The organism is uncultured Oscillibacter sp. (assembly GCF_947654275.1).
Classification (GTDB): Bacteria; Bacillota; Clostridia; order Oscillospirales; family Oscillospiraceae; genus Oscillibacter.
Genome location: NZ_CANTJS010000049.1, coordinates 1 through 19,211, shown reverse-complemented (window position 1 = coordinate 19,211; position 19,211 = coordinate 1). Strand labels below are relative to the sequence as shown.

The 19,211-nt window shown below is 57.7% G+C and carries 13 protein-coding genes and 1 tRNA gene; 5 read left to right on the top strand and 9 right to left on the bottom strand.

Going from position 1 to position 19,211, the window contains the following annotated elements:
* The first annotated feature begins 863 nt into the window (after positions 1-863).
* A complete protein-coding gene (locus tag Q0063_RS11765) occupies positions 864-1,202 on the top strand; it encodes a PadR family transcriptional regulator (RefSeq protein WP_297872169.1) in 339 nt (112 codons plus the stop codon).
* A 146-nt stretch (positions 1,203-1,348) separates the two neighbouring features.
* Here Q0063_RS11765 and Q0063_RS14790 read toward each other — a convergent pair whose 3' ends face one another.
* From Q0063_RS14790 to Q0063_RS11735, 5 genes are all read right to left on the bottom strand, one after another.
* Entirely contained in the window at positions 1,349-4,489 is a 3,141-nt protein-coding gene (locus Q0063_RS14790) for a flagellin (RefSeq protein WP_367180371.1), read from the bottom strand.
* A gap of 280 nt (positions 4,490-4,769) precedes the next feature.
* Positions 4,770-5,105 (bottom strand): carbon storage regulator, encoded by a 336-nt coding sequence (locus tag Q0063_RS11750; protein WP_297872168.1) that lies wholly within the window; start codon positions 5,103-5,105, stop codon positions 4,770-4,772.
* A gap of 346 nt (positions 5,106-5,451) precedes the next feature.
* Positions 5,452-6,597 carry a transposase gene (locus Q0063_RS11745; protein ID WP_297872167.1) on the bottom strand — a complete coding sequence of 382 codons (1,146 nt, stop codon included), beginning with the start codon at positions 6,595-6,597 and terminating at the stop codon, positions 5,452-5,454.
* Positions 6,598-6,777: 180 nt separating this feature from the next.
* Positions 6,778-7,380, bottom strand: coding sequence for a recombinase family protein (locus tag Q0063_RS11740; RefSeq protein WP_297872171.1), 603 nt, complete (start codon positions 7,378-7,380; stop codon positions 6,778-6,780).
* 446 nt (positions 7,381-7,826) lie between these two features.
* The gene (locus Q0063_RS11735; protein WP_297872170.1) at positions 7,827-8,417 is read right to left on the bottom strand and encodes a DUF1349 domain-containing protein; all 591 of its coding nucleotides are present in this window, start codon (positions 8,415-8,417) and stop codon (positions 7,827-7,829) included.
* Between the two features lie 315 nt (positions 8,418-8,732).
* On the opposite strand from Q0063_RS11735, the gene Q0063_RS11730 reads away from it, so the two are divergent.
* Complete coding sequence (locus Q0063_RS11730) at positions 8,733-9,374, top strand: YitT family protein (protein WP_297872166.1); 642 nt, start codon at positions 8,733-8,735, stop codon at positions 9,372-9,374.
* Positions 9,375-9,657: 283 nt separating this feature from the next.
* On the opposite strand, the gene Q0063_RS11725 is transcribed toward Q0063_RS11730, so the two are convergent.
* On the bottom strand, positions 9,658-13,239 hold the full coding sequence (locus Q0063_RS11725) for a sigma-70 family RNA polymerase sigma factor (RefSeq protein WP_297872165.1): 3,582 nt from the start codon (positions 13,237-13,239) through the stop codon (positions 9,658-9,660).
* 304 nt (positions 13,240-13,543) lie between these two features.
* Between Q0063_RS11725 and Q0063_RS11720 the strand changes: the two genes are divergently transcribed.
* On the top strand, positions 13,544-14,965 hold the full coding sequence (locus tag Q0063_RS11720; protein ID WP_297872164.1) for a hypothetical protein: 1,422 nt from the start codon (positions 13,544-13,546) through the stop codon (positions 14,963-14,965).
* 472 nt (positions 14,966-15,437) lie between these two features.
* On the opposite strand, the gene fabG is transcribed toward Q0063_RS11720, so the two are convergent.
* Positions 15,438-16,172, bottom strand: a complete 735-nt coding sequence (gene fabG / locus Q0063_RS11715; RefSeq protein WP_297872163.1) for an elongation factor P 5-aminopentanone reductase — start codon at positions 16,170-16,172, stop codon at positions 15,438-15,440.
* 122 nt (positions 16,173-16,294) lie between these two features.
* Here fabG and Q0063_RS11710 point away from each other — a divergent pair.
* Positions 16,295-16,371: transfer RNA gene (locus Q0063_RS11710), tRNA-Val, on the top strand.
* Positions 16,372-16,715: 344 nt separating this feature from the next.
* Here the strand turns inward: Q0063_RS11710 and Q0063_RS11705 are convergent.
* Positions 16,716-17,843 (bottom strand): ribonuclease III family protein, encoded by a 1,128-nt coding sequence (locus Q0063_RS11705; protein ID WP_297872162.1) that lies wholly within the window; start codon positions 17,841-17,843, stop codon positions 16,716-16,718.
* Between the two features lie 448 nt (positions 17,844-18,291).
* Between Q0063_RS11705 and Q0063_RS11700 the strand changes: the two genes are divergently transcribed.
* Positions 18,292-18,579 carry a helix-turn-helix domain-containing protein gene (locus Q0063_RS11700; protein WP_297872161.1) on the top strand — a complete coding sequence of 96 codons (288 nt, stop codon included), beginning with the start codon at positions 18,292-18,294 and terminating at the stop codon, positions 18,577-18,579.
* A 64-nt stretch (positions 18,580-18,643) separates the two neighbouring features.
* Here Q0063_RS11700 and Q0063_RS11695 read toward each other — a convergent pair whose 3' ends face one another.
* A complete protein-coding gene (locus Q0063_RS11695) occupies positions 18,644-19,117 on the bottom strand; it encodes a tyrosine-type recombinase/integrase (protein ID WP_297872160.1) in 474 nt (157 codons plus the stop codon).
* Positions 19,118-19,211 lie beyond the last annotated feature (94 nt).

Genomic DNA, 19,211 nt, shown 5'->3' with positions numbered 1-19,211 from the left:
CGTCCTTTTTGATGTCGTTCTCCTCTGCCTTCAGCCGCTCCAGCACATTTTTGGACGAAGCCGAAAGCCGGTCATAAACCAGCTTCAGCTGTGCATCGTATTGCGATTTTTCGACAGAATCCCTGATTTTTTCAGCAGTGGCGGCTTCACCGGTTTTCTTCATCTCATCCAAAAAAGAGGAGCTGCCCCCGTTCTTCCTGAACGCAGGAAAAACCTGCCGGTCAAAGCTGTTGCAAAGACCGCTCATTCCAGATAATTTCATGTAATCAAAACTCCAATCTGTCCGTTTTTACTGTCTGTTCCATCGGAATCGTGACATTGCGGAGGGTGTCTGCGGCTTGATGCGTAACGCCGCCGCTGATTCCGAAGCCGAAGGAATGCGCGTTTCCGACGCCTTCCTGTAAAGAGAAGAAATACGCTTGCGCTGTGTTGGGTTTCCCGTGCCGTATGTATACCTGTGCAGTAAAGATTTTATCTGGCTGCTGCCCGCACCTCCTGAATATAAGCTTAGCACACGGGGCAAAATTCGTCAATACAAAATTCTCTTATGAAGTAAAAAACAAAATGACAAGAAATTTCTTAAAACCATATTGACGGACGGGCAAACATCGTATATGATAATGAAGTAAGAACCTGTATTCATAGCCGTGGGATGCTGGATGGGCGGGAATTTTTCTTGTCAGACAAGGAGATTTTCCGCAGCAATCCTGACGGATTGCAAGGGAAATCGACGCGGTATGACGGGAAAAAGGCCGTTCAGACAGCGTTCAGCGGTTGTGAATACAGGTTCTAATGGAAAGGCAATCAAATTCATTGGTAAAGGGGGAATTGGAATCGCCAGTCAAAAGAGCAGGACCCAGGGGATGGAGGATAATTTCAAGCGCGCTGTCATGGAGCTGCTGGTTTTGACCCTGCTGAAGCGGGAGGATCTGCCCGCTGTCCAGATTATGCAGCGGATAGAAGAGGAAACCGGTCATGCTATCGGTCTGGTGTCCCCATATATGCTGTTTTACCGGCTGATAGAAGACGGCTGCATTCTGGAGGCCTATAAAAAAATCGCGCCGGATGGCCGGAGACGCCAGTATTATCAGATGACAGAGGAAGGAAAACGGTATCTGGAAGAGTTGACCGCCCTCTACCGCCGGCTGACCGGCGGCGTGGAATTGCTGATGGAAGGAGGGGAGGAGACAAATGGAACATAACGCGGCTCAGCTGTTTGCAAAAAGGCGGGCCGAAAGGCCCGCCTTTTTTGCTGCGCATTTTTTTGTTTCGCGCTTCGCGCGGTCATCCTGCGTAAGTGCCGCCGAATCTCAGCTCAGCGGTCATCCTGCGTAAGTGCTGTTGAGAATTAGCCCAGCAGCTGGAGGACGCCCTGAGGAACAGCATTGGCCTGGGCCAGCATCGCCTGAGCGGACTGGACCAGAATGTTGTTCTTGGTGTAAGACATCATTTCCTCAGCGATGTCGGTGTCGCGGATGGTGGACTCAGCATCCTGGATGTTCTCCGCCATGACGCTCAGGTTGTTGGCGGTGTGCTCCAGACGGTTCTGGGTGGCGCCCAGGTCGCCGCGGACAGAGGACACCTGGTTGATGGCGTCGCGGATGGTCTGGATGGCCTTGGAAGCGCCCTCCTGGTTACCGATGTCGATGCCCGCGATGCCCAGGGCCTCGGTGTGCATATCACCGATGGAGACAGTCAGCTGGTTATAGCTGTCGCTGGTGTCGCCAATCTGGAGAGTCAGACCGCCGGTGGTGAGGGCACGGGTGGTGGAGCTCACGCTCACGCCCATCTCCTTAGCCAGGTCCTCAGCCGTCTGGCCGGTCTTCTGGCCGGTGATGGTCAGCTTGCCGTCCGCAATTTCCAGCTGGCCGGACTGGAAGCCGGCAGACTCAAAGGCGGAAATCAGCTTGTCGGCGCTCTGAGCGTTCTCCTTGCTGATGGTGATGCTGGTAATCTTGCCGTTGGCGTCCTTCACCGTGGCGTCCTTCTCGCCCACGTTGATGGAAATGCCGCCGATGGTGACCTTGTCGCCAATCTCCAGCTTGGAGGGGTCGAAGCCGTAAGAGACCTTGGCATAGGTGCCCTCGGTGCCGCCGTCAAAGGCGTTGTAGGCATTGTACACGCCGCCGGAGAACGCGCCGCCGGCGCTGCTGAAGCGCACGCCGCCATAGTTGGTCTCGGCGGTGGCTTCCTTAGCGGTGGCTTCCAGCTTGATGCTGCCGGCGCTGACGGTGACCTTCACGTTGAAATCATCCATCTTGGTGGCCACAGCGGCCTTGATAGCGTCGGCCTTCTCCTGGTCGGTCATGGAGGTGGACAGGTTGATCTTGGTACGGTCAGCGCCCACTTCGTTCTCGCTTCCGCCGGGGGCGCCGGTGCCGTTTCCGGTCTCCACATCATCATAGGTGATGTCGAAGGTGCTGACGTTGTCTCCGGTGCCGAAGGAGAAGGAAGCGCCGCCTGCCAGCTTGGTGTTGTCGGTGCTGATGACCAGCTCATAGTGGGTGTTGTTGCCGGCGCCGGTCTGTCCCTCGTCCCAGCCGTCGCGGACCTCAGAAGAGGCGTTTGTGTTATAGGTGACGGCCTTCATTACATCGTCGGACAGCTTGCCGGTCTGCTTGGCCGTGAAGGTCAAAGAAGAGCTTGCGGTAAGGGTGCCGTCGGCGGTTGCGCCGGTGGCCGTAATATCAAACAGATCGCTGAGCTTGACCTGCTTGCCGTCCACGGTGATTTCGTGATTCTGAAGGTCGGTCAGCTTGGTCTTTCCAACCTCAATCTCCAGGCCGGTCCAGCCATTCGCGTCGCTTCCGGCTTTGGTGCCGGCGGCGGGGGCGTTCTTGACCGCAATGGTCTTGCCCGTCAGCCCGGTCAAGGTGTTGGCCGCGGTCTCCGTGCCGGTGAAGGTGATGGTGCCGGTGGTGCCATCATAGGAAACGGTGGAGTCGTGGCCGGGCTCTGTGAGGTTCTTCTCCAGAAGCTCCTGCATCTTGGCTGCAGTGAGTTCATCCTTATTGATCTCATTCTGAGAGGCGTCCGCGTTAGACTCCACGACCCTATAGGTGGTGGTGCCCAGAGTGAACTCGGTGCCGACCTTCGTCAGGTTGTCGAGCATCAGGTCATTGCTCTCAAAGGTGGCCTGAGCCAGCTTGCCGGGAGTGCCGGCCTGGGCGTCCTGACCGATGGTGTGAACGATGTTCTCGACCGGGTTCTTGCCGGTGGCGGTGCTGACTCCCAGCTCGCCCTTGTTGCCGGCCGCGCCGGCAGTCTGCGCGGTCAGAGTGACACTGGCCTTATTGCTGGCGGCATCATAAGTGACCTCAACATTAAAGTCGGCTCCGAACTGGTTAGTCAGAGCGGTTTTGATAGCGCCGGCAAGAGTCTCCGCATCGCCGCCGGTGGCGTTGTCAGTAAGGTCTTTGCCGTTAATATTGACCGCACCATCAGCGCCGGAGGCAGTGGCCAGATTCTCAATGGTAATCGACTTACCATTGAGGGTAATGGTCTGGCCGCCTTCCAGCTTGGTCATGTCCAGGTCGAACTTATAGTCCGCATTGGTTGCAGCAGAGCCGTCGCCCTCGTTGACGCCTGCGGTAAACTTCACAGTGCCGTCAGCGTTTGTGACATAGTTTGCCGCAGTCTTTCCGGTCTCACCCAACGTATTGGAAACAATCGTGACCTTATCGCCAGTCGCAAAATTGTCGCTGACAGCCTTGGCGTTGCCAGCTGCGTCAGTAACCGTGACCGTATAACCGGCAAAAGCGTCCATAAGATCCTGAACTGTCTTAGTACCATCAAGCGTCACGCCACCAGAAGTGGTTTTTTGAGCACCAGCGATATCTGCAACAGTGAACTCCACGCTATCCGCCGTGGCGGCGTTGGGAGCCTGGCCGTCGAAGGTCTTGGTCGGGTCGGTGGAAGCGGTAATGGGGTTGCTGGTGGGGTTGGAGGCTCCGGAACCGCCCAGGTTGACGGTGATCTCGGCCTTGCCGCCCGCAGTGGGGTTCACGCCGTCCAGCATGGCTTCCTTATCCAGCTCGCCCAGAGCGCTGATGCTGGTAGCCATGGCGCTCTTGCCGTCCAGAAGCTTGATGCCGTTGAAGTTGGCGGAGTCGGCGATACGGTTGATTTCGGCCTTCAGGGCGTCGACTTCCTTCTGGAGGTTGGCCCGGTCCACCTCGTTGTCATAGGTGCCGTTGGCGGACTGAGTGGCCAGATAGTCCATGCGGTTGAGCATGTCCTGAATTTCCTGCATGGCGCCCTCGGCGGTCTTCACCAGGGAGATGCCGTCCTTGACGTTCTTCTGGGCGGCGTTCAGACCGGTGATCTGAGCGCGCATCTTCTCGGAAATGGCCAGACCGGCGGCGTCGTCACCGGCGCGGTTGATCTTGTATCCGGAAGAGAGCTTCTCCAGGTTCTTGGAAAGCGCACTGGTATTGGTATTGTAATTCCGGTACGCGTTCATGGCTAAGATATTATGCTGAATCCTCATTTTAAAATCTTCCTTTCATTAAAATGATTGCGGTTGATCGGTGCGCCAGGACATCCCTGTCCGGACGCGGGGTGGAGTACCTCCTGAATTCCGTTCGCGCGTAACGGGTCTTCGGTTCGGTACGGGACAAATATTCCAACCGGCTCGTCAGCCGTTTGAAATTTTTTTGGTTTCCGCCGCACTCTGCGCGGCGGCTCCCTTCTGTTGGGGGCTTTTTTGTTTCCGCCATGCGGGGCATGGCGGTTCCCTCCTACAGGGTTTTTTCGTTCTCTGTGCCCGGTCAGGTCTGGGGGAACATGTGGTTCAGCTGCTGGCGCAGGGACTGAACGGTGCGGTCCTCGCCGTCCATCTGGCTGAGGAGGGCCCGCATGGCCGTCAGGGCCTGGGCCTTGCTGCGGTTCCAGGGGATTTCCTGCCGGTGCCACCGGGGGCCGTCCGTCACACAGGCGGGACGTTCGCCTCCGGTCCGTTCCAGAACCTCCCCCCGGAGGACGGAAACCTCCCTCGGGGCCGCAACCATCAGCTTGCAGCGGTCGCCGGAAATCCGGTCCAGCTGCACAACGACCTGTTCGCCGATGGTCATATACTGACCCGGCGCAAGACTTAAGCAAAGCATAGGGTTCGTCTCCTTTCTCAGAGCCTGTTTAAAATCCGGCTCTCATAGGGCGGCACGGCTGTCCTTCCGTCCGCTCCAATCCTGACGGCGTTTCATCGCCAAAATGTTGTGGACGCCCGCCGGGGCGGAATCCGGAGAATCCGCACTGTCCCGGTACGTGCTTCGGACGCGCGAACGCGTCTTCTCGTTTCCCAACCTGCCGCCTGAAAAACGCTGAGCGAAACAAAAACGAAGATATCCGGTTTTGCTTCGCTCAACGTTTCCCCGCGGCCATGGGCCTTCACCGGCGTCCCTGCCGGAACGTGGAAAATGTTCTACAGAGAAACCCCGCGCCGGCGGGGCGCTGTTATTGGGTACTGAAATACTGCTGGAGGCCCCGGGCCTTGATGTTCTTCGCCGCGTTGGCCTCCCGGCTGAGCGCCGCGCCGCAGCGGGGGCAGGTCCAGCGGCGGGCGGAAAGCTCCTCCGGCGTCACATAGCCGCAGGCGGAGCAGGTCCGGCTGGAGGGAACAAAACGGTCCACGGCAATCAGCTGCTTCCCCTGCCGGGCCAGCTTGTAGCGGAGACACTCCCGGAAGGCTCCGAATCCGGAATCCAGCACATTCCCCCGGGCCGCCAGCTGATTGAGCCGGTTCATGTCGTCCTCCCTCACGCACACGGCGTCCCAGGCGTTGGCTATCCGCCGGGACTCCTTGTGGATGAAGTCGCGCCGCTGGTTGGAAATGTGCTGGTGAAGCCGCCGGTATTTCTGAACTGCCTCCTGATAATTTTTGGAGCCCGGCTGCATCCGGCTGAGGGTTTTCTGGAGTCTGGCCAGCTTTTCCTGAGACTGCTTCAGCCAGTGGGGCGGGTCCGGGGACTTGCCCCGGTCCGTCACGTAAAAGTGCTCCATGGAGTATTTGAGTCCCACTGTCGATTCCGGGGCGGGGGGTACCGGCTCCGGCGTCCTCGCCGGGCATTCGTAGAGAATGTAGCAGTCATAGCTGCCGGTACGGGTCCGGTGGACGGTGATGCGTTTGAGCTTCCACCAGGCCTGGGGGCGGCGGTGGAACCGGGCCCGGACGACCCCGGCCTTTGTCATGCGGATGCCGTCCCTTGTGGTGTAGATGGTGGGGCCGGAGGTGAAGACGTGGTTGCAGGCGGTGAAGGAATCCCGGTCGTCCTTCCTGCGCTTGAAACGGGGATGGCCGAAGCGTTCCGGGTTTCTGAAAAAGACCCGGAAGGCCTGGTTCAGCCGATTGTGCTCCTGAATGAGGGCCTGATTGTCAACCTCCCGCAGGAAGGGCGCTTCCGCCTTGTACTTCGCCGGGGTGGGGATGAAGAAAGTGCCGGTTTCGGCGTAAAACCGCTGCTGGTCGGCAAGCATCCGGTTCCAGATGTAGCGGCAGCAGCCAAAGGTCTTTTGGAACAGCTCCGCCTGCTCCGGCGTGGGGTAGAGGCGGACCTTAAGAGTGGTGAACTGCGCCGTCCCGCCGCTTCGGCTGTTCGCCATACTGCCGGCACATCCTTTCCGCGTTTTTGAAAAGCGTACTTTTTTAGAACCGAAAATTTATTGAGAAAATTTCTGAAAAAGTCTTAACTTCCCGGGCGGTTGTGCCGATTGAAAAGTTGTAAGCAAAAGCGGTCTCTGTTCTAAAAAAGTACGCCTTTTTAGAACAGAGACCGCCTTTATTTATGTAACGTTTTCAAATTGAAGCGCCTTGTAATAGAAGGTGGAAACCGGCATGGCGCAGGCGTCCGCGGCCTGATTCAGCGTGAGCCGCTTGCCCCGCCACTCCTTGTGGACCTGATGGAAGTTGTCGGGCAGGGGCGCGGGAGGGCGTCCGAACTTCACGCCTCTGGCCTTTGCCGCCGCGATGCCCTCGGCCTGCCGCTGGCGGATGCTGGTGCGCTCGCTCTCCGCCACAAAGGAGAGCACCTGGAGCACAATGTCGCTGAGGAAGGTCCCCATGAGGTCCTTGCCTCTGCGGGTGTCCAGCAGCGGCATGTCCAGCACGACGATGTCGATTTTCTTCTCCTTGGTGAGGATGCGCCATTGCTCCAGAATTTCGGCGTAATTGCGGCCCAGGCGGTCGATGCTCTTGATGTAGAGCAGATCGTCCGGCTTCAGTTTTCTGACCAGGCGCTGGTACTGGGGCCGCTGGAAATCCTTGCCGGACAGCTTATCCATGAAGATGTTTTCCTCCTGGATGGACAACTCATTCATGGCGATGCGCTGCCGGTCCTCGTTTTGGTCGCGGGTGCTGACCCGGACATAACCGTATGTGTTCGAAATAGCGATCGTACCTCCCTTGCTGTCTTTGAGTCCTATAGTCACCGCAGTTGAAAAGAAGCATCCGCTTCTTTTCAACAAGCGCGGCAATCATTCGCCGCGCAGGCCGCAAAACAGCCTTGCGGTGGACTTCATAGTCAGCACAGGGGTTTTTTACCTTACCCGTCAGCGGCTCCGCCGCTGTTTGAAAATCGGTATCTACCGATTTTCAACTGTGCTGACTATATCATACTATTGATTTCGTTTTTTGGGAAAAAGTTCTGAAAGCACTCAAAAACGGCGGGGCGGCGGGTTTGAGGAGGGAAGTCTGCTTTTGCAGCCGCCCCAGGGGATTTGCCCGCCGGAGGTTTTGCCGCTGCCTGAAAATTCGGGATGTGCCGGTTTTCAGCTGTGCTGACTGTAAAAAAGAACGGCGGACTCATGAGAGTCCGCCGTCAGAATTGACAGTCTTATTCCCGGTCGGGAGCCTGCCCGTCGTGGGCCGGCCATTTGCAATCCGTGAGCTCCATATTGGAGAAAACCGCCGTGAAAGAGGAATCCTCGGGGCTGCATGCGTAAATGCCGAAGCTGATTTTGCCTGCGCCCTTCCACATGTGGCATATCCGCATCAGGCTGAACCGCTCCCCGTCCGGGGAACACTCGATGCAGTAGTCGTCTTCCCTCCGGCTGAGACGGTACCACATGGTTTTGACCTGCGCGGGGATTGCCGTGGCGGCCCAATCCGAATATCCGTGATTGGTGACTACGCTGCCCAGGTGCTGAAACGCCTCGTTTTCGTATTCCACAGACCCTTTCAGCCAATGTTCGCTGTCCAGATACATCACGATGCCGCATTGGTCAAACCGGCGGTGGGCGCCGGAGAAGTCGGTTTTGACCGTGAAGGAGAAAAACGGTTCTTCCGTTTCCATCTGGAGCACCGGGGCGTTGTCATTGCGGAAGTGATAGTAGGTCCGCTGCCACAAGTCTGTGCCGGGCCTGGTTGTCACTTTGATGGCGCCGTCCGCAAAGGCGTACTGTTCCGGCTCCCGTGTCCACCTCATTTTTCCGATATCAAGCTTCAATTGTCCGCGCCTCCGATTTCTCAGAATCATGAGTTGATGATACCACGCGGCGGCGGTTTCCGCAAGGGGTGTTCGCTGCCCGGGCGTGTCCATTCGCGCATTTCATCAGGAGGATGAGGTGTTGGGGGCAGACCCTGCCCTGTTTTTCGGAAGCTGCAAGCTCTCGGGACACGGCCCTGCTGCCGGAAACGGACGCTGCCGCCGCAGATATTCCTGTTGACACTCCGGTGCTCCGGTGGTACAATTCCAGCCGGTAAAATTTTATGGCTGGCACGACCGGAAGGAGGCGCTTTTATGATGCCGTTATCAATAGCCGCAAATTTCACACGTCCCCGGATGGGGCGCAGGCTGGCAGTCCTGACCGTCAGTATCATCGCAATCGGTATCTGCGTAGCAGTGTTCAAAACCGTCGGCTTCGGCACAGACCCCTGTTCCACCTTCACCCTGGGAGTCTCCGCCCGGACAGGCGTTTCCTTCGGGACCTGCCAGCTGGTATTCAACCTGCTGATGTTCCTGCCGGTGATCCGGTTCGACCTCTCCCGCATCGGCGTGGGCACCGTCGCCAATATGGCGGGCGTCGGGTACGTGGCGGACTTCTGCATGCGGCTCATCGGGCAGCACACACCGCCCGAGGGTTTCTCTATGGCGGCGAGGGTCCTGATGTTCGCCGTCAGCATGGCCGCGTTTCTGATCTTCGCCGCTTTCTATATGGTGGTGGACCTGGGCGTCGCGCCCTATGACGCAATCCCCCAATTGATCGCGGCCCGCACAAACCGGGTGAGCGCCCGCGCGGTTCGTATGCTGTGGGATATCGCCATTCTGTCCCTTGGATTCCTGCTGGGGTCCACGGTGGGCCTGACGACGCTGATTACCGGCTTCTGCCTGGGCCCTGCCATCGCCTTTGTGTCCGACCGTGTCAAGAGCTGGTTCGAGTGAACACGGGCTCGTCTCCCGCCGCCGCTCTGTCACCCTGCTGTTTTTACGGCCTCACCGCCTTCCGGGCGGTGAGGCCGTTTGTTGTTGACAGGGCGGGCCCTGTATGATGGCCTTCAAACCGAACGGCCGGAAGTGATACCTTTGTTTGCCGGTTGCCCCGGTGCCTGTGGCGGTGAGTGAATGGGCCGAACTCATACCCATGGAAATCAAGAGCGGCGTTTCCCTCCAGAATTTCGGTCCGGCGGCTGCCGCAGGTTTCCCGCAGCCTTGTGCTCCGCTGCCTTCAGGGGGCGTCCGGCGGCGCGTCGGAATCTGTCTCCTCCGCTTCCCGGACGGTCACCGGGAAGGAGACGGTTACGGACAGGCTGGCAGACGAAACGTTTCCCCAGAGATAGTAGGGGGCTTTGACACTCAGCAGACCGGTGACCGTGGTGGTTCCCGGCTGCTTCGCCTCCACCCGGCAGCGCAGCGGATCGTCTGCGTCCTTCGTCACGGAGACGATGCGGGAATCGGCGGCGTACCAGTACGCGGAGTTCAGCGAAACGCCGGGGTTCATCTGTGCGTTCTCCGCCCCGCAGAGGACGCTGCCGCCCACATCCAGCGCCGCGTCCTCCAGGGAGCAGGTCCAGTCCATGGCGTCCTGAACATTCAGCCAGACGGCGTATTGATGGCTGGACAAATGGGCGTACAGAAGCACCCTGCCGGGCTTCAGTGTTGTAAAGCGTCCGTCCTTATGGATGCAGGCCACGGAGAGGTCACTGGAGCCGAAGGTCAGCCCATCCGGAAGGTCCGGGAAGTAGTCCCGGAGGGAGCCGGTATAACCGTAGCCGGAGCAGAAGCCGAAGGACCCCGCTTCCACGGCCTCCGTCTCCCTGTAATAGTCCACCGTGACAGGGACGGAAAATTCATCTTTCACGGACTTGCTGCCCTCCGGAGTATCAATCATAAGGGTGGCAGCCCCGTGCAGAACGGCTTTTCCCGCCCGGAGGGGCTTGAAGGAACAAGAGTAGGCGGAGCCCGCGATGACGGTGAGAATCTCCGGGTCGCTGCTGGTCCACTTGATATCCGTCAGCCCTCTGCCTCCGGCGGATAACTCGTAATTGGGGGCCGAGACGCTACCGGTGGTGTCCTCCAGCCAGCCGGTGGCCTCTTCAATGGTGCGCACACAGTCAAGCCGGTCTTCCACATGGAGGGTGAGAGCATACCGGCGCGCCGGTTCCTCCGTGCTGGTGGCCGTCAGCTCCACCGTTCCCGCCGAAACGGTGGTAAAGGACCCCCACTCACTGATACACGCCACAGCGGGGTCAGAGGAGAGATACGTCACCCCGTCCTCCGGCAGCGCCTCGTCCCAGAAATTCTGGAAGCGGCCGCTGTAGCCATAGCCGGAGCATTTGCCGAACTGCTCCGCCTCCTTGCGGACAGTGGGGATGCCGTCCTCCGGCGGCTCGTTTACCTGGACCTGAAAGGTAAAGGCGGTTTCCATGCGCTTGAAGCCGTCATAGGTAAGCACGTCGAAGGCGACCCTGCCCGTCACCTCCACGGTACCCTGGGAACGGCCAATCATTTCAAAGCGGATGGTGTCCTCCGGCAGTTCGTCCTGGGGGCGGTAGACAATATCCGCTATATTGCGGTCTGCGCTGTTGATGGAAATGGAGCTCACATGGGCCCCGTTGGATGTGTGAAGCGTGTATGAAACCTCATGCTCCAGGGTCTCCCCCAGGCAGAGGGTCACGTCCTCCGCGGTGCATTCCCAGGCGAACCTGTCCGCCACCTGAACCTCCAGGACGTAACACTGGTCCGGCCTGAGGGGCTCATAGGCCGTCAGCTCAGCGGTTCCGGGGGACAGGGCGCTGAAGTCTCCGCTCTCCTGCGTCACGTACACGACGGCAGGATTGGAGGAGGTGAACCGCAGAGCACCGGGCAGGTCTCCCTGCCACATATCGAAAAAGCTCTCATTGCTGCCATAGTTGACGCTCCGCGCCTGGCGCTCGATCACCACTGCCTCCGGCGGCTTCTCCTCCAGAACGGTCACCTTGACCACAGCGGCCTCGGTCCAGGGATCATTCTCCGTCCAACGGGTGTAGTACCGGACCGTCGCGGCGCCGGTTCCAACGGCCCGCAGCTGTGCGTTTTGATTCGCCTCCACCGTGCCGGGGTCATCGCTTACGGCCCTGACATAGAAGCTCCCCGGCTGGAAGGGCGTCCGGGGCTCCAGACCGCCCCTGACCAGGGTGTGGCGGAAATAGGCGATGTTGGCAGCCGTCTTCTCATAAGTGCCCCAGTTGTAGTCCGGCGTCACCGGCTTCACAGGCGCCACCGTCACATAGGCAATGACCGCCAGCTCAAAGGGGCCGTCCGGGCTTCTGCTGAGGTAGTAGCGCACCTCGCTGCGCCCGGGCGCGACTCCATAAATATAGTCGGCGCGGCAGCTCACCCGGCTCTCGTCGGAAATCTCAATCCGGCTGTAGCAGCCCGCATCCTCCACGGGGTGGACCGTCCAGCTCTCCCTGTCTGCGGTTAAGTACACATCAAACTCATGGATGCCGTCTGCGTTTATCCCCAGATAATTGCCGAAGTTCCGATTCGGCTGGTAGTCGTTCGTAACCGGCGGAACAGGGCCGGGCTCAGGGTCCGTATCCTCGTCATCATCGTCATCGTCGTCGTCCTCGTCCGGGTCGGAATCCGACTCCTCCTCATCGGACTCCGGTTCCTCCTCCGGCGGAGGCGAGAGCTTTGTGCCCGCCTCCTCAGGGGGATCCTCCTCAGCCGGCGGGACAGGCAGCACCGTAAATTCACCGTCCCATTCCCCAGGCGTCTCCTCCGCAGGCGGCGGGACAGGAAGCTGTAGCCGCTGCACTTCCGGCGGGGGCTCCGGCACATCTGAAAGGGTATCCGGCTGATACTCCGGCGTCTCCGGCTCTGCCGGTCTGGGGACCGTTTCCACCACCTGCGGCGGCTCCGGCTTCTGAAGAATATCAGGCTGCTGCGGGGGACGCCGCAGCAGCAGGCCGCCCACGCTTCCGGCTGCCAGCAATCCGGCCAGAGCCAGCAGCACGCCCTTGTGAACAAAGCCCCCTGCCGCGGCTCCTCCTGCCGCGGACACCGCGCCGCCCGCTGCGGCCGCTCCTGCCGCGGCTCCTCCTGCCGCGCCGCCTGTGGCGGCGGCTCCGGCCACGCCGGCGGCCAGAAGCGCGTCCCGGACCCGCATCGCAACGACGGGCGGCAGACGGCAGTCCTCCGCCTCCTTTTGCAGGAAGTACCGCAGATAGGGCAGAGGCGTGAAGGAGTAGAAGGTGAGTCCCTGGGCAATCCAGCGGTCTACGCCTGTCTTGATGGCCCTCCGGGCATAGCTGAGGCGGCTTTTCACCGTGTTCTCCGGGGTGTCCATCACCTCGGCAATGTCCTTCACCGCCAGCTCGTCGAAGTAATACAGCAGTATGCTGAGCCTTTGGGCCGGGGGAAGCCCGTCCACCAGCTCCCGGATCATCCGGCGGGTCTCCTCGGTATCAATGATTTTCTCCGGAATCTGCTGGTCGTCCACCTCCTCAAAGGGGAGCGGCACGGGGTCCTCGTCGGAGGCGTTCTCCCGGTGTTCCCGGGCGTAGAGCTTTGCGCAGGTCCGGGCAATAATACGGTTGAGCCAGGAATAGAAGGAGGAGGGATTCCTCAGGCCGTCCAGACCCTGGAGAACTGCCATCAGGACTTCCTGGGCCGCGTCCTGGGCGTCGTCCTCGTTCCTCATGAGTTTGACGCAGTGAAAATAAACGACGTCCTGAATCTCCTGAATCAGGTCCTCCATGGCCTGGCGGCGGCCCGCCAGATATTGGGCCGCCAGCTCCTCGGCCCGGTGTGTCTGCACTTCCATTGTGTTCAGCTCCTTATGTGAGCAGGTTGGTTGAAAAAGGGCAAAGCCGCTTTGCGGTCTGCCGCTTTTAGCATATCACGTCTGCCAAAAAAGTACAATTCCCTTTCTCACTCTCTTTTCTGGCAATATGTGGAAGAAAACAGAAGCTATACATATTGTAAGTGTCTTCAAATCTCCATCAGGTTTTATATTTAATAAAAAATTTAAAAAATTTTTTTGAGGAGGCCGAAATCCGCCGTCGCGCCCATTTTTTTAAAAAATTTTCGCCGGAAATAAAACCTGACGGTTTTTCTGAGGCACTTATATGATAGAGGGTATTACTATGCCTTCAAATCTAATCACGCAGAAGGAACACAATATAACGCGAATCAAACGAGGCGCGGCCTTTTTGCTGGGCCTGTGCATGGCGCTGTCTCTGTACGCCTGCGGCGGCAGACAAGGACTGGCTGGAGACACGGAGGCTGGCAGTCCGCCAGAGACGGTCACATCGCCTGAGACGGAGGAGACGGTCACACCGCCTTCCGACGAACCCATTTCCCTCAGCCAGTACATTCAGAGCAGCGAACCTCAGATTCTCTACAGGGTGCATGAACTGTCAAAGGACGAGTATCCCAGCATTTATTTGGTTCAGGACAACACGCTTATTTCCTCGGGGTTGGACCTCACCCTTGGGGAGCTGTCCAAAATGAGCGACGCGGAGATTATCCAGGCGGTTATGTCGGCGGAGGAGCCTCCAACGGTTGAACCGTGTACGGTGTATGTTGAGACCGACCACACGGGAAACGCCGTCATCAGAGAATTTCTGCTCACTTACAATCCCCTGAAACAAAACATCCGGGAAATTATATTCCCGTTGTCACATACCAACAGCGGACAGATCTATGATTCCACCTACACCGGCTATTGGGATGAGGAGCGCGACGCTCTTTATGCTGTGAGGGGGGAACAGGCGCCCTTCGTGCTGGATGCAATCGGCGCCGAGGGCGCGGAGGTTGACCCCAAAACTCTGGACACCTCTTTCGCTTGGATTGAGCTGATTGACGGGACCAGGGCGCCTCTCCCGGAAACCGTTGAGAAGGGGATGATTACCTCCTGCGCGATGACGGGGGCCGGGCATACGCTCAGCCTGGACGATGTAAAATGGACTCTGTCTAACCTGCGGTCGGATTTCAGTCCCTTTGCCTTGCAGAGCCCCGAAGCCCGGGCGAGACTAATCTCCTCGGGAGAGTGGCACACCGAAACACCTGCTTCCGAGATTTCCCCCCATGAAAATCTCATCTTCTTCAGCAATAGCTTCTTGGGGAGTGTTAAATTTTACAATGCCAGTGACACGCAGCAGAATCTGCAAAACTTGACATTGAGCCAGATTTCTATAACGCTTGACACACTTCCTTCATACTTAGAGGGCCAGACCAGCACGGTTGATAGCAGCATTGACAGCTTGCTCCGGGAATACGGCGCTCCGTCCGGAGCCGTAATGCTTTGGAAAGAGGTGAGTAGTAACGGCATCAAGTATCCCAAGGCTCAGATTACATATTACTGGGCTGGAGATGGATTCTATGTCGCTGCGGATATGGTTGAATATGATATGCTCTATTACCTTAGATATGTGAAGAGCGGCTTGAACGAACAGGAGGTCGAGGCCGCGGTGAAGCGAGTCGACGGAACGTATGAAGAAGATAGGCTTCATCTTTATGCGGAGATCAACCGGCTGATGGCAGGCTGACAGCGGACGGAATCCGGCCCGCTGCCGGACCCGTATGCGCGCCCCCGAAGGGGGACAACGCCGCATGGAAGAGCCGCACGGCCGCCGGGAACCGGGCCGGTCCGCTTGCCGGACCGGACAAAAACCGCCGCCCTGCCTGATGGCAGGGCGGCGGCTTCTCTGCGCCGGTTCCGGGAGACGAAGGCCACGGGAGGGCGGATTCCCGTTGGCGGCTTTGCGGATGCGGCGTCTGCGGTCATGCGGACCGGCATCGCCCGTTCCCGGTTCGGCAGCGGGGATTTTCCGCGGTGGTGCAGTCCCGGGCAAAGGCGGAGCATCCCGTCCGCCGGGGCATGTGGGGCATGGCTGAGGCGTTTGCGGACGCCATGGCGGTCTGTATGATGGTGTCCCCGCCCACCATTCTGAGGGGGCCCGGAATTCCGGCGCGGAAGGGATGGTCCGTTTCCGCCAGTGCCGCGGCCTCTGCGCCGGGTTACACAATGAAGCCGCCGTCGGCGGTGAGGACCTGTCCGGTGAGAAAGGAGGCCCGCTCCGAGGCGAAAAAAGCCACGGCCTGGGCAACGTCCTCCGGGGTCCCCAGACGGCCCAGGGGCGTTTCCTCCACCAGCATCTGACGGGTCTCCTCTCCCAGAACACGGACCATGTCGGTTTCGATGCAGCCGGGGGCCACGCAGTTTACCCGGATGCCGGAGGGGGCCAGCTCCAGGGCCAAAGAGCGGGTGAGGCCGATGAGGGCCGCCTTGGTGCAGGCATAGGCCACCTCACAGCTGCCCCCCCGAAGACCCCAGATGGAGGAGATATTGACGATCACGCCCCGTTTGACCTCCAGCATGTGGGGCAGAACGGCCTGTACGGCATTTCGCGCGCCGGTGAGATTCACCGCCAGCATCCGGTTCCAGAGGGCGTCGTCCGTGTCCTGGAACAGGCCCTGATGGGAGATGCCGGCGTTATTTACCAGCAGCTCCACAGGGCCCAGGGCCTCGGCGGCCCTTTGGACCATGGCCTCCACGGCGGCGCAGTCGGCCACGTCCGCCTGAACGGCGATGGCTATATGCCCCTCCGACCGCAGCCGGCGCACCAGGTCCTCCGCGGCCTCCCGGCGCTCCAGATAGTTGACGCAGACGGGCCAGCCCTCCCGGGCCAGGGCGGCGGCGGCGGCCCGGCCGATGCCCCGGGATGAGCCGGTAATCAGGGCGGATGCGCTCATGGAATCAGCTCCTTTTCCTCTGAAGGGATGGTGTTGGGGGCAGTATAACAGAAAAATGAAAAAAATGCAAGAAAGGGCTTGACAAATCCGCGGAAATCAGGTATCTTATATGTGTTCGCTTCGGACGGTTAGCTCAGCTGGCTAGAGCACCTGCTTGACGTGCAGGGGGTCACAGGTTCGAGTCCTGTACCGTCCACCATGAAAAACGCTGTTTCCAACAGGAAACAGCGTTTTTTTCTTGACTTTTGGATCGATTTTGCGGTGAGGTTTATCAGCCCATGTTTGCCTTGACCACAGTTCCAGCCACAGACAGAGAAAAGATTGCCCTCCGGGAAGCCTTGCCCTGGAGGGCGGCAGTCTGTGCTTGATTTTGCCGCTGTTTTGGTATGCGGATCAGTCGTTCCCTCAAAGAATCAAGAGGCTGCCCGTCTTCCTCTCCACGGCGGCAAAGGTTGACGTAGGCACTCCGTGTGTAACTGAAACTGTCTCTGTCAATGTCCTCGTATTCACTGGGGGCGTAGTTGAAGCACCATTTTGATATGATTATGCCTCATCCAGTATATATTTCAGCATCTCAAAAGCGGCGGACTTTTTTGCTTTTTTCTTGGATGAAGACTGTGACCAAAAGTAAGTATTGCGTTCTTTTATATGGCACTCGCATTTCCAGATTGGATTTCCGTCTCTATCATGCTCCAATTCGAAATCATAGGTAGGGAGCGAAAAATAGCCTCGCCGGGCAAGAATCTCCAATTGACTGACGGCATCGGCTTTGTTGGGATTTTCAATTTCATCCCGGATGGAGAACAGCAGTTCCTTCCGCTCTAAATATTCATAAGCGACCTTACAAACTGCCATCCTCGCTTCCGCTTTTGAACGGCTGAAGCCTCTGAAAATCGGCAAGTCATTATCGATCTTTAATAGACAATGATATTGTACTTCCTGTGCTTCCCGACTTCCGAGAACGCTGAAATGCTGGGATACTCCATCGAAAGGGAAATACCATGAAGATTCATAACTGGCTTTTTCAAAGTGATAAAGTGGTATTTCGCCATTCTTCCACAGCGTCCATTTCTGAATTAACTCAACATAGTTCTCACTTTCATCGTCTATTAAATACTGTTCTGGCGCAAGCATGATTTCTACGGTTTCAAAAATCTCCTGCATATCCCATGCACAATCAAGTGCAACCGCACCCAAAATTGCTTCAAACAGGTCTTCCTTGACAGAGTCTTCCTGGGCAATGCCCGCCTGCGTATCACCTTTCCCCATAATGAGAAAATCGTCCAAGCCTAAATCGTCAATTCTGCAGGCAAGGGTTTTCCTGCTTACAAGTTTTTGCTTTAGCTCAGATAGTGTCCCTTCGTTATGATCACAGATAAATTCATTAGGAGAAAGGCTATCCTGTTTTTTGGGGTTTAGATCAATAAAATGTACAGAAAGCTTTGGCGGATCAACAGGATCGCCATTTGCCATATGCCCATATTTTCTAGTAAGTAGTCTGACAACCGCAAAGTCCAGCGCCTTGTCGCCGATAAACTCCAGCACTTCATTATCTTCTCCGCCGTTTTCCTTTGCATAGGACCTCCGGACAAAGGCTTGCTGCAACAGATCGACATTCCTGAAATTATAGCCGATTCGGTCTTGGATTTCCTGCAAATCATCATTATTCATAAAAAACTCCTCTCGGTAAAATTGCTACCAAGAGGCATAGTAATCCCCTGACAAAACACTCCCCCTGTGCAGGTAGGGAGCATTGTCAGATAAAATCAATTAAATTCAATTCTTTGTTTTTACTTGTTTACTCAGGTTCACTTGCATAAACGGGAGCAAACACATATAAACAATGTTTCGAATTTAATTCACCATACCTCAAAGTGGTTCTATTGTAACAGGGAAGCTTGACCAAGTCAACATTTCATAGGAACCTTGCTGTTGGCATGGGATATTAAGTTGTGCACCAAAATTTCCATGATGCCTGAATTTCGGAAGAACAAAGAGGCGACACTTTGAGCGCCCAGTTCCAAGTTATTTGGGGACGGCATTTCCGAGATTTAAGTCAATCGCGATTGACCGCGCAGAGCGTTACCGCGCCGACTACCAGAGCAGGGAGGTTTGATTGATGAGCAAGAATTTCCGGGAGACATTGAATGAACAGCTGAAAGATCCAGCGTTTCAGGCGGAATGGGAGGCACTGGAGCCTGAACGGCAGATTATTCGGGCAATCTTTGAGGGACGGGAAAGGCGTGATCTGACACAGCAGTTGGACGAGATTACCGGCATCCAGCAGGCGGATATCAGCCGACTGGAAAATGGAACGGGGAATCCCTCCCTCCGCACACTGAAACGGTTGGCTGCCGGTATGGGAATGCAGCTGAAATTGGAGTTTGTTCCCAAGACTGTTCAATAATGAAAGGCTCCACCCCCGGCTGAGGGCGGAGCCTTTGTCAGCTTTTGAGATACTTGGCAGTTCATTACCCAGTTCTCGTTTGGGTGCGCAGAGCGGCAATCAGCTTCGCCAGTTTTTCCTCACATTCCCCCTCGCTGTTGGCATAGACATTCCGGGTCATCCGCTTTCCGTTGACCTTGGGGGAGTACCGCCCCTCCCAGAGGTGGTCTCCGATCTGCGACACGTACCCAGTACCTGGCTTGCGGTACTTGCCCTTGACCGCTTGGAAGGTGGTGCGGGCGGGCTTTTCCTTGACCGCCGCATCTGGCCCAGGTTCCGCCTTGACGATGGCGCGGTCGATCTTTGCCGCCGCCGACTGCCGCATTCCGTTGGTGACATGGGCGTAGACATTCAGTGTCGTGGCGCTGGAGACGTGCCCGATGATGGTGGACAGGGTCTTGATGTCCATCCCGTGCTCCAGGGCGTTGGTGGCGAAAGTGTGACGAAGGTCGTGGAAGCGGACGCGCTTGCACCCAGCCCGCTCCAGAATGGTAGACAACGTTTTCCGGATGGCGGCAGGGTCACGGGGAGAGTCCTCATCAGGGCGAGAAAGAGCCCGGAAAGGGAGTCAGGAAATGAAAGGAGCACAGTGG

Coding starts and splice junctions, on each gene's coding strand:
- Q0063_RS11765 (WP_297872169.1), top strand. CDS start 864: ATGGAGGATAATTTCAAGCGCGCTGTCATGGAGCTGCTGGTTTTGACC.
- Q0063_RS14790 (WP_367180371.1), bottom strand. CDS start 4,489: ATGAGGATTCAGCATAATATCTTAGCCATGAACGCGTACCGGAATTAC.
- Q0063_RS11750 (WP_297872168.1), bottom strand. CDS start 5,105: ATGCTTTGCTTAAGTCTTGCGCCGGGTCAGTATATGACCATCGGCGAA.
- Q0063_RS11745 (WP_297872167.1), bottom strand. CDS start 6,597: ATGGCGAACAGCCGAAGCGGCGGGACGGCGCAGTTCACCACTCTTAAG.
- Q0063_RS11735 (WP_297872170.1), bottom strand. CDS start 8,417: ATGAGGTGGACACGGGAGCCGGAACAGTACGCCTTTGCGGACGGCGCC.
- Q0063_RS11730 (WP_297872166.1), top strand. CDS start 8,733: ATGATGCCGTTATCAATAGCCGCAAATTTCACACGTCCCCGGATGGGG.
- Q0063_RS11725 (WP_297872165.1), bottom strand. CDS start 13,239: ATGGAAGTGCAGACACACCGGGCCGAGGAGCTGGCGGCCCAATATCTG.
- Q0063_RS11720 (WP_297872164.1), top strand. CDS start 13,544: ATGATAGAGGGTATTACTATGCCTTCAAATCTAATCACGCAGAAGGAA.
- fabG (WP_297872163.1), bottom strand. CDS start 16,172: ATGAGCGCATCCGCCCTGATTACCGGCTCATCCCGGGGCATCGGCCGG.
- Q0063_RS11705 (WP_297872162.1), bottom strand. CDS start 17,843: ATGAATAATGATGATTTGCAGGAAATCCAAGACCGAATCGGCTATAAT.
- Q0063_RS11700 (WP_297872161.1), top strand. CDS start 18,292: ATGAGCAAGAATTTCCGGGAGACATTGAATGAACAGCTGAAAGATCCA.